This window comes from Leeuwenhoekiella sp. CH_XMU1409-2 (genome assembly GCF_037029365.1).
Classification (GTDB): domain Bacteria; phylum Bacteroidota; class Bacteroidia; order Flavobacteriales; family Flavobacteriaceae; genus Leeuwenhoekiella; species Leeuwenhoekiella blandensis.
The window spans coordinates 328,228-337,500 of record NZ_JAYMEI010000004.1 but is presented as its reverse complement, the minus strand read 5'-3'; the positions used below and the strand labels follow the sequence as shown (position 1 = coordinate 337,500).

Sequence of the window (9,273 nt, the reverse complement as noted above, 5' to 3'; positions counted from 1 at the left end):
AACTTTTTAGCACTTCTTGACTGTTTGATACAATCTGCGGGTAATCTTTAAAAAGATTTTCGATTTTTTTTGGCGCAAACATTATCTCATCAGGTAAAGCTTGCTCTTCTTTAGGTAGCTTGCTTAATAAGCAGTTTAAATCAATTGCGCGCAACAACCGATGCGCATTAAAATCTTTTTTAGAATTGAAACTCACCGGAAGCAATAAAACCAGTTTGTCATGATACGTACTGTATTGTGAGAAACGAAGTTTATTCAAATCGTGAATGCCAATACCTATAAACTCATTTTCGGTAAAATGCGTTTTGTCTAATTCAAGTGCACGTTCAAAAGCATAAATGGTAAATGCATTTTCAAAAGCCGGAGCTATCTCAGGAAAATCAATTTTCTTATGTAGATGTTGTGCCAGAAAATTATTCAGTTCAAGATAGCCTTCGTTGTTTTTAGCAAGCGTAACATAACACTGCTCGATTCCGTTTCTAAAATCGATACCCAGAACCGGTTTTATATTTTTTTCTTTCGCTTTGCGTACAAAATTGAGTCCTGCTGAAGTGTTATTAATGTCAGTAAGCGCGATACAATCAAGGTCATAGTGTTCAGCAAGCGCAAGCAACTCTTCTTCAGAAAGAGTGCCATAACGTAAGCTGAAAGTGGAATGGCAATTTAAATACATAAGATGTTTAGGTTTCTATACATGCTACTGGTGTCTGTGCGCTAAAACGATAGGAGGTTGCCCGTTAAACGGATTGCCTTGTCCGCCTATGGTACGCGAGCCTTCGCCCAACGTTGCAGCACGCATAATGCTGCGATCACCATAACGCAGGCGTATCGCATCCATCGCTTTGTAGAGATTAACGGTGCGGTTAGTATTCTCAAAAAGATCTATTTGATAGTGGCCTTCGGTCAAACCACTATAGCGCACGCCAACTAAGCGTATGAGCAGTCTGCGCTGATATAATTTTTCAAAAAGCTCTAAAACCTGTGGAATCAAATTATGATCTGCTGCCGTATATGGGATTTTAAGCTGTTTTGAATAGGTCTGAAAATCTGAATACCTAACTTTTACCGTGATGCAAGAGGTTAGTTTATTACCTGCTCGTAATTGAAAAGCCAGATTTTCTGCCATTGCGCGCAGCGTAGTTTTGAGTTTGACCAAGTCTGTAGTGTCTCTCCCATACGTGCGCTCACTGGAGATCGATTTGCGCTCGTGATATTGTATGATGGGTGTGCGATCTATGCCGTTAGCACGTTCCCAAATTGTTCTGCCGTTTTTACCAAATGCCGAAACCATCATCTCTACAGGCATCTGCTGCACGAGGCCTATTTTTTTTACGCCGAGGTGGCAAAACCTACGAAAGGTTTTTTCTCCCACCATAGGGATTTTTTTTATGGAAAGCGGCTCGAGGAAAATTTTTTCAAAACCGGCGTCTACTTTGAGTTGGCTGTCTGGTTTAGCCTCATTAGTAGCAACTTTTGAAACCGTTTTATTTACTGAAAGTCCAAAAGAAATAGGTAATCCTGTTTCTTTGATAATTTTAGTTCTAAGCTCTTTAGCAAACCTGTAGCAACCAAAAAACCGATCCATCCCGGTGAGATCTGCATAAAACTCATCTACACTTGATTTTTCTAAAACCGGGACCTGTTCTTGTAAAATTTCGGTTACCATTTTAGAGAATTTGGTGTAAACACTCGCGTTACCACGTATGTATGTAGCTTGTGGGCAAAGCTGTCTTGCCATTCTCATCGCCATTCCTGAGTGCACACCAAAAGCACGACACTCGTAGCTTGCGGCGCTTACAACGCCACGATCTCCTGTGCCACCTACAATGACAGGTTTGCCTATAAGGCTGCTGTTTAATCTTCGTTCACAGGAAACGAAAAACGTATCTAGATCAAGGTGTAAAATATTTCGATTCATAATAATTTGGAATTAATACAAAATTATGGAAATATTCCTAATTTTAGCGAATCGAAAAAAATCGGTGTGTTAAAATTTTGAAGAACGTGATTGCTCTTCTATTGGCACCGGCAAAGATTTTAGTATTCTAAAGCTTCTGCGAAATTGAAAATTTGGTTCTAAAAAATGCGTTTTGAGCTTGTCTCGAGGAAGTTTACTATTGCTGTAGTTGCAAGTGCTCGTAGGTTTCTTGAATCAAGTCTTTAGAATATTTGCGCTCTAAACGTATCAACGTAAAATGTGCCGTTGCCATTTTCTGAAAATGCGAGATGAATAATACATTTATCGAAGCGCCTCCCACAGCGCCAATTACAGGAATGGCTTGAGCAGCAAATTTTTCTCCTACTTGTACACTAAAACGAGCAGCCACTTGATTGATGAGACGTGCAATTGGGGCAGCAGTTTGAGAAGTGATAGTTTCTATTATTTTCTTTGTGCCATTTTCGGCGATATAGGCGCTGGCTTGATTCATTGTGGTGTGTAAAGCAGCACGCGTAGCATAATAGCTGGTGTCTAGTTCGTCATCGTATTCAGAAGTTCCGCCAAGGGCAAAAACTTGTAAGCACGCCAATTGGGTTTCAATATTATGAATGTCTTCTCCTTGGCTTCGAGCTATATCCATTATAGAACGCATCATAAACTTAGTAGAAAACAGCAAATCTGCTGTAAAACCTGCTACTCCAAAAAAGCCACTTGTAGCTCCTGAAATTCCGGTAGCCAATTTATAGGTTAAGTTTGAAGAAGGTAAACTTCGTTTTTCTGGTCTTAATGTTTTTAAGTTGGCTTTTACTGCTAGCTGTAGTGCTTTTTGAATAGTGTCGCTTACTTTGTGTTGGATGTTTTCTGGCAAGAGTTCTAGGCCCTGATCAATAGGAGTTCCTATGGTATTTAGTGCACGCATTAAGAACGAAACTTCATCTAGATTTTTACGTGATATTTTGATAAGCGCTAAATCTTCAAGCGAAATTTTATCTGTTTTTACGAGTTGCGTCATAAATCGTGTTCTTAATTGATACTTCTAATTAAAGCCAGAAGGACTATTTCCAAAATTACAAATTAATATAAGTAACCACGTTTGAATAGTGGCGGTTTTGATGGTATAACGCTTTGTGTGTATTTAGTCTTAGCGCTTATGTAATTGAAAGCAATCTTAGGGAGTAAGATTTTAGAAAGGTATTAAAAACAAAAAACCCCGAAACAAAAGTTTCAGGGTTTGTAAGTGGTACCTCCAGCCCCGAGGCTTCGGGGGAACCAGGGTTATCTTTTGTTCAGAATGTTAAACAATAAATTGGGGTTGTCTATTATTTTTTGAATGAATTTCTTACTCTTCATGCGTTTTATAAAGCGTTCGAGAAATAAGGCTTCGGTTCTATCCTTACAGGGAAAAGATAGCATCAGTTTCCAGTCATTTCGGCTTTTGTGTAAGCATTTTTAATTGCGTGGGCGTTGTGTAAAGTAATACGCTCTTCAATATTTGATGTTTCACCTGTATAGAATTTATCTAGACTCTTTGAATATATGATGTATAGATAGTGCTTCATTTTGGTCTAAAACAAAAAACCCCGAAACAAAAGTTTCAGGGTTTGTAAGTGGTACCTCCAGGAATCGAACCAGGGACACACGGATTTTCAGTCCGTTGCTCTACCAACTGAGCTAAGGTACCTCGCTAAAGCGGCTGCAAATATAAAATCAATTTTTAGATTGCACAACAGTTAGATGAAAAAATCTTCTAATAATTTTTAGACCTTTTTGTAATTGTATGATTGCGAGGTCTTAGGTATTTGTATTTTTGCAAAAAAAATAGCTAATGGTAAATCTTGCTGTCGATTTTGGAAATACCCGAGTGAAATATGGAGTATTTCAGGATTCTAAATTGATAGAAACCTGGAGTGGCGATGTAGCAGCAGCAAAAGCACAAATATCAAAACTGCAACAAACCTATGTCATAGACCAGGTGATGATCTGTTCTACGGGCAATTCAAAAGATTTTGTCACGTTTGCAGAAAAAGCAGGTCTTTCAATTGAGGTTTTATCATCAAAAACAAAATTACCGTTCAGCAATGCTTATGAAACTCCAGAAACATTAGGCGTAGACAGGATGGCTTTAGTGGCAGGTGCTCAAAAAATGTACCCCGGGAAGCATGTTTTGGTCATCGATGCCGGTACTTGTGTGACGTATGACTTTAAAGACACTGCAGATGTTTATCAAGGTGGAGCAATATCGCCTGGTTTGGGTATGCGTTTTAGAGCGATGCACGAATTTACAGCCGGATTACCGTTGGTAGACTATCCTGAAATGCCTGAAAATGTTATAGGTAAGAATACAAAAAGTGCCATGCGATCAGGAGCAATCCACGGTATTTTGGCCGAAATAGAAGGGGTAATTAGTTGGTATAAATCAAATTATGAGCCGTTAACGATTATTTTAACAGGAGGAGATGGGCAATTTTTGTCTAGTAGGCTAAAAAATGGCATCTTTGCGAATTCTAATTTTCTCCTGGAAGGACTGAATTATATAATAGAATTTAATAGAGATTAATGATAAAAAGGATATTAGTAGTTGTTTTAATCACCATTACAACTTCTGCATTTGCTCAGGAAGGAAATTCATCACCATACTCATTTTATGGTTTAGGGCTCTCTAACTTTAAAGGGTCTATAGAGAATCAAGCGATGGGAGGTATAAGTATCTTAGGTGATAGTATACATACCAATTTTCAAAACCCGGCAGGTTTTGGAGCATTAAAGCTTACCAATTTTACCATCGCCGGAAGTCATCGCGAGACGAACCTAGAGGCGAGCGGAGAGACCGGTTCTACGACTTCAACCACTATAGATTATTTGTCGCTTTCATTTCCCGTTTCAAAACGTTTGGGTTTTGGCTTTGGATTAATTCCAGAAACCTCTGTTGATTATGAGATTTTTGATGGTGATGATGAGTCGCTGTCGCAATATTCAGGAAGAGGTGGTGTGAACCGTGCTTTTCTAGCAGCCGGTATTGAACTGTTTAAAGGCTTTAGAATAGGGGCTGAAGGAAGCTATAACTTCGGAAATATCAGAAATGAAAACATTCAGGCAGATGCAAATCAGCAGTATAGTGTACGCGAGATCGAACAATCTGATGTAAGCGGATTTACGTATAATCTTGGTGCGCAGTACGAATTGACATTTGCAAAAAAGTATAAAATTTATTCTTCAGCAAGTTTTCAGCCTGAAACCAGCCTTACTTTAGAAAATGAGCGTTCGCTGCAATCTGTGATTTATTCTAGATTGGATAACGCCGTCGTAGGAGTGGTAGATTCTCAGGATTTTCCAGTAGGTGATACGGAGTCAATTATTCCAAATAAATATAGTTTTGGATTAGGAGCCGGGCAAGTAAACAAGTGGTTTGCCGGTGGTCAGGTTGAGTTTGCAGAAACCAGTAACACCTCAAACAGAGGTTTTAATATTGCTAATGCAAGCTATGAAGATTCGTTTAAGTATCGTTTAGGAGGTTATTTTGTTCCTGATTATAATTCGATAACAAGTTACTGGGGTAGAGTTACTTATAGGTTAGGTGCTCGTTACGAAGAATCAGGTTTATTGATAGAAAATCAGTCGATTGATGAGTTTGGCATATCTTTTGGACTTGGATTACCGTTAGGAAGAGGATTCAGTAATGCCAACTTAACTTTTGAGTACGGGCAGCGTGGTACAACCACCGCCGGACTGGTAAAAGAAGATTTTTTCAAAGTTGGTCTTAGTTTATCGCTTAACCCGCTTAGACCGTGGTTTGTTCCTAACAAATACAACTAAAATTCTTAATATTGCTTTTTTAAACCTTACAATGATGAAAACTAAACTGACATTACTTTTTATAGCCCTTGTGGGAGCTGTAAACTTCGTAAGCGCTCAAGCGACTGAAGAATGCATCACCACAATGTCTATATTTTCAGAACACGCAAAAGTTAAAAACTACGATGCGGCTTATGAACCATTTATGAAACTGCGTAAAGACTGTCCTACCACGTCTTACGCTCTTTACCAATATGGAGAGCGCATTCTTCACTATAAAATTGAAAACTCGTCTGGTGCAGAGCAAAAAGCATTTCTTGATGATTTAAAGAAATTATATAAAGAGAAAAAAACACACTTCGCAAGTAAAGCCAAAGAAGGTGATGATATCGCTGATGTTGCGCTTGTGATGAACGAAAATAAAATTGGTACTGCTCAAGAGCAATATGCAATGTTTAATGAAGCTTGGGAGACTGATAAGGAAACTTTCAATAATGCAAAGGGTCTTTATGTATATTTCAACTTGGCTGTAGAATTGCAGGAAGCAGGTGCGATCGAATTGCAAGAAGTATTTGATCTTTATGATGCATTGCAAACAAAAATAACTGATGTTCAAAACAATTATGCAGAGCGTCTTCAGAAGATTTTGGAGAAAAAAGAAGCAGGTACAGCTTTAACTTCTCAGGAAAAACGCGTAGAGCAGGTTTCTGAAGTTAACCTTTCTAACTATTCAAAAATTTCTGCAGGTATCAATCAGAAATTAGGAGCTCTTGCAGATTGTGATCGTTTGATTCCTTTCTATGAGGCAGATTATGAAGCTAAGAAAAATGATGTTGCTTGGGTAAGAGGTGCAGCTGGTCGTCTTGTTGCTAAAGAGTGTACAGATAGTGAATTGTTTGTGACACTTGTAGAGCAGTTAAACACTTTAGAGCCTTCAGCAAAAACTTCTTTCTACTTAGGTCGTCTTGCTGAGCAAAGAGGTGAGGATGCTAAAGCTATCGAGTATTATGAAGAGTCTGCAGAGCGTCAAACAGAGCCTGCTGAAAAAGCTAAAGTATACTATAGACTTGGGGAAAACTTTAGAGAAAAAGGAAGCTACGGTAGAGCTCGTGGTTACTACCAGAAAGCGGTGGCAGCACAGCCTTCTATGGGTATTGTTTACTTGAGAATTGCAGATATGTATGCTAAAAGCGCTAACAGCTGTGGAGACTCTGTTTTCAACAAAAGAGCGATCTACTGGTTAGCAGCAGATATGGCTGAGCGTGCAGGTCGTATAGACCCTTCGCTATCTAGTACAGCACAAAAAACTGCAGCAGCATATAGAGGTCTTGCTCCTGATAGAACAATGATTTTTAATGCAGGTAATGCAGGTCAACGTATTACTTTTAACTGTTGGGTAGGCGGTAGTGTAACCGTACCGAATCTATAGTGCGTATAAAATCAAGACATATAATCTTAAACTTAGTCACAGCATTTGCTGTGACTTTGTTTTTTAGCTGCGGGAATGACACCGGCGAGATTCAAAAGTTCAATCAGCGCTCAGAAGGTCCTTCGGCAGAAGGAGAAGGTGTGCTTTTAAAGTATACCGATTCAGGTAAGGTTGTGGCGACATTAAAAACTCCACTCATTATCGAGTATGGCTTGGTAGATTTTCCTTATGAAGAGTTTCCTCAAGGTGTATCGGTGACGTTTATAGATGATAATCAAAAGGAGAATTATGTCACTTCTGACTATGCGATACGTTATAAACGTACTAATTTGATTGATCTGCGCAAAAATGTGGTGTTGATCACCAGCGACTCTACGCGGCTTGATGCTTCACAATTGTATTGGGATCAAAAAAACAAATGGGTTTTTACAGATAAACCCTATACCATAAAGTTTCCTGACGATTCTTATAATAATGGAGACTTGTTTGACAGCAGTGAAGACTTCAAAAATTTTATATCTTTAGATAATCAAGCCCGTATGTATGTGAGTGAAACTGCTACAGCGGCACCTAATGATAGTATACAATAATGTCAAAATATTTTAAATACTTCGAGTACGCTTACTTATTTTTTGCAGCCCTATTTTTATTTGAGGCTTTCAGAATTTGGGGGACAGAGCGTAATAAAGCCTATGTGTTTCTGTTTTTTGTGGCAGTAGCAATAGGAATGTATTTTTTCAAACGCAGGTTTAGGAAAAAATACGAGCAACGCAACCAGAATTAATTTATGGAGACCGAGATTCTCATAATCATTGTTTCTTTAATTCTTTCGGCGTTCTTTTCTGGGATGGAGATCGCCTATGTTTCTTCAAATAAAATTCATATTGAAATAGAGAAGAAACAAAATGATCTTATAGCAAAAGTACTTACCAAGCTTACTGAAAAGCCTTCCAAATTCATCGCTACCATGCTGGTGGGGAATAATCTGGCGCTTGTGGTTTATGCCTATTATATGGGCGGTTTATTGCAAACCTGGGTTGAAGGCGCAGATTTTGGTTACCCATGGCTGACTAATTTTTTTGTGGAATTCAGCCTGCTTACGCAAACCCTGATTTCTACACTTGTGGTGCTGATTACTGCAGAATTTCTCCCTAAAGTGTTTTTTCAGATTTATGCAAATTCGTTGCTAAAGGTCTTTGCCGTGCCGGCTTATCTTTTTTATGTAGCCTTCAGTTTGATCTCTTCTTTTATTATCTGGATTTCAGATAAAGTGCTGAAGAAATTCTTTAAGACCGAAGGAGACGAGGTGCAATTGGCATTTACCAAAGTTGAACTAGGAAATTATATAACCGAACAAATAGAGTCGGTTGAAACCAATGAAGAGCTGGATTCTGAGATTCAGATCTTTCAAAATGCATTGGAATTTTCAGAAGTAAAATCCAGAGAAGTGATGATTCCGCGCACCGAGATCGTGGCGGTGGAGAAGGAGGAATCATTAGATGCGCTTAATGCGATGTTTACCGAAACCGGTCTTTCAAAAATTTTGATCTTTCAGGATTCTATTGATGATATTGTAGGATATGTGCACTCGTTTGAGCTGTTTAAAAAACCACAGAGTATCACCGATGTTTTGCGACCTGTGATTTTTGTGCCCGAAACTATGCTCGTTAAAGATGTGCTGAACGTCTTGATCAAAAAACGTAAAAGTATTGCCGTAGTTATAGATGAATATGGCGGTACTAGCGGGATGATGACGGTTGAAGATATTGTAGAAGAATTATTTGGGGAGATTGAAGACGAGCATGATAGTGTTGTCTTGATCGAAGAAGAAGTTGCAGAAGGCGTTTATAAATTTTCGGCACGTCTTGAAGTCGATTACATCAATGAAACGTATAAGTTAGAACTTCCTGAAGATGAGAACTATGAAACCTTGGGCGGACTCATTGTTAATCATACCGAAGGTATTCCTGAAGAGAACGACGTCGTCGATATAGAAGGCTATCAATTTCATATTATTCAAACTTCAAATACCAAGATCGAATTGGTGCAGGTGCGCGTTGTAGAAAGCGACTAAAATGCGGCACTTATTTCCTTTAACATTACTTTTTATTTT

9 protein-coding genes and 1 tRNA gene (1 of these 10 only partly in view) are annotated in these 9,273 nt (G+C 38.6%); 5 read left to right on the top strand and 5 right to left on the bottom strand.

What is annotated here, in order from left to right:
• The 5 genes from WA338_RS06725 to WA338_RS06705 form a co-directional block, all read right to left on the bottom strand.
• Positions 1-673: the start of a DNA polymerase III subunit alpha gene (locus tag WA338_RS06725; RefSeq protein WP_336092767.1), read on the bottom strand. Its footprint begins 2,336 nt before the window's first position; the window shows 673 of its 3,009 coding nt (coding positions 1-673); the start codon lies at positions 671-673; its stop codon lies off the left edge, out of view.
• 24 nt (positions 674-697) lie between these two features.
• Positions 698-1,918 (bottom strand): DNA polymerase IV, encoded by a 1,221-nt coding sequence (dinB, locus tag WA338_RS06720; protein WP_009779057.1) that lies wholly within the window; start codon positions 1,916-1,918, stop codon positions 698-700.
• A 196-nt stretch (positions 1,919-2,114) separates the two neighbouring features.
• Positions 2,115-2,951 carry an EcsC family protein gene (locus WA338_RS06715; RefSeq protein WP_009779058.1) on the bottom strand — a complete coding sequence of 279 codons (837 nt, stop codon included), beginning with the start codon at positions 2,949-2,951 and terminating at the stop codon, positions 2,115-2,117.
• Between the two features lie 400 nt (positions 2,952-3,351).
• Entirely contained in the window at positions 3,352-3,498 is a 147-nt protein-coding gene (locus tag WA338_RS06710) for a GIY-YIG nuclease family protein (RefSeq protein ID WP_273006568.1), read from the bottom strand.
• Between the two features lie 49 nt (positions 3,499-3,547).
• Positions 3,548-3,620 (bottom strand) — tRNA-Phe (locus tag WA338_RS06705).
• 144 nt (positions 3,621-3,764) lie between these two features.
• On the opposite strand from WA338_RS06705, the gene WA338_RS06700 reads away from it, so the two are divergent.
• The 5 genes from WA338_RS06700 (at position 3,765) to WA338_RS06680 (ending at position 9,234) form a co-directional block, all read left to right on the top strand.
• Positions 3,765-4,496: a type III pantothenate kinase gene (locus tag WA338_RS06700; protein ID WP_009779059.1), complete on the top strand. Its 732-nt coding sequence runs from the start codon at positions 3,765-3,767 to the stop codon at positions 4,494-4,496.
• Positions 4,496-5,752 carry a hypothetical protein gene (locus WA338_RS06695; protein ID WP_009779060.1) on the top strand — a complete coding sequence of 419 codons (1,257 nt, stop codon included), beginning with the start codon at positions 4,496-4,498 and terminating at the stop codon, positions 5,750-5,752. The genes WA338_RS06700 and WA338_RS06695 overlap by 1 nt, the downstream gene beginning before the upstream one ends.
• Before the next feature lie 34 nt (positions 5,753-5,786).
• Entirely contained in the window at positions 5,787-7,160 is a 1,374-nt protein-coding gene (locus tag WA338_RS06690; RefSeq protein WP_009779061.1) for a tetratricopeptide repeat protein, read from the top strand.
• Complete coding sequence (lptC, locus tag WA338_RS06685; RefSeq protein ID WP_040532557.1) at positions 7,160-7,750, top strand: LPS export ABC transporter periplasmic protein LptC; 591 nt, start codon at positions 7,160-7,162, stop codon at positions 7,748-7,750. Before WA338_RS06690 ends, lptC begins: the two co-directional genes overlap by 1 nt.
• A 197-nt stretch (positions 7,751-7,947) precedes the next feature.
• Positions 7,948-9,234: a hemolysin family protein gene (locus tag WA338_RS06680; RefSeq protein WP_273017130.1), complete on the top strand. Its 1,287-nt coding sequence runs from the start codon at positions 7,948-7,950 to the stop codon at positions 9,232-9,234.
• Positions 9,235-9,273 lie beyond the last annotated feature (39 nt).

Coding starts and splice junctions, on each gene's coding strand:
- dinB (WP_009779057.1), bottom strand. CDS start 1,918: ATGAATCGAAATATTTTACACCTTGATCTAGATACGTTTTTCGTTTCC.
- WA338_RS06715 (WP_009779058.1), bottom strand. CDS start 2,951: ATGACGCAACTCGTAAAAACAGATAAAATTTCGCTTGAAGATTTAGCG.
- WA338_RS06710 (WP_273006568.1), bottom strand. CDS start 3,498: ATGAAGCACTATCTATACATCATATATTCAAAGAGTCTAGATAAATTC.
- WA338_RS06700 (WP_009779059.1), top strand. CDS start 3,765: ATGGTAAATCTTGCTGTCGATTTTGGAAATACCCGAGTGAAATATGGA.
- WA338_RS06695 (WP_009779060.1), top strand. CDS start 4,496: ATGATAAAAAGGATATTAGTAGTTGTTTTAATCACCATTACAACTTCT.
- WA338_RS06690 (WP_009779061.1), top strand. CDS start 5,787: ATGAAAACTAAACTGACATTACTTTTTATAGCCCTTGTGGGAGCTGTA.
- WA338_RS06680 (WP_273017130.1), top strand. CDS start 7,948: ATGGAGACCGAGATTCTCATAATCATTGTTTCTTTAATTCTTTCGGCG.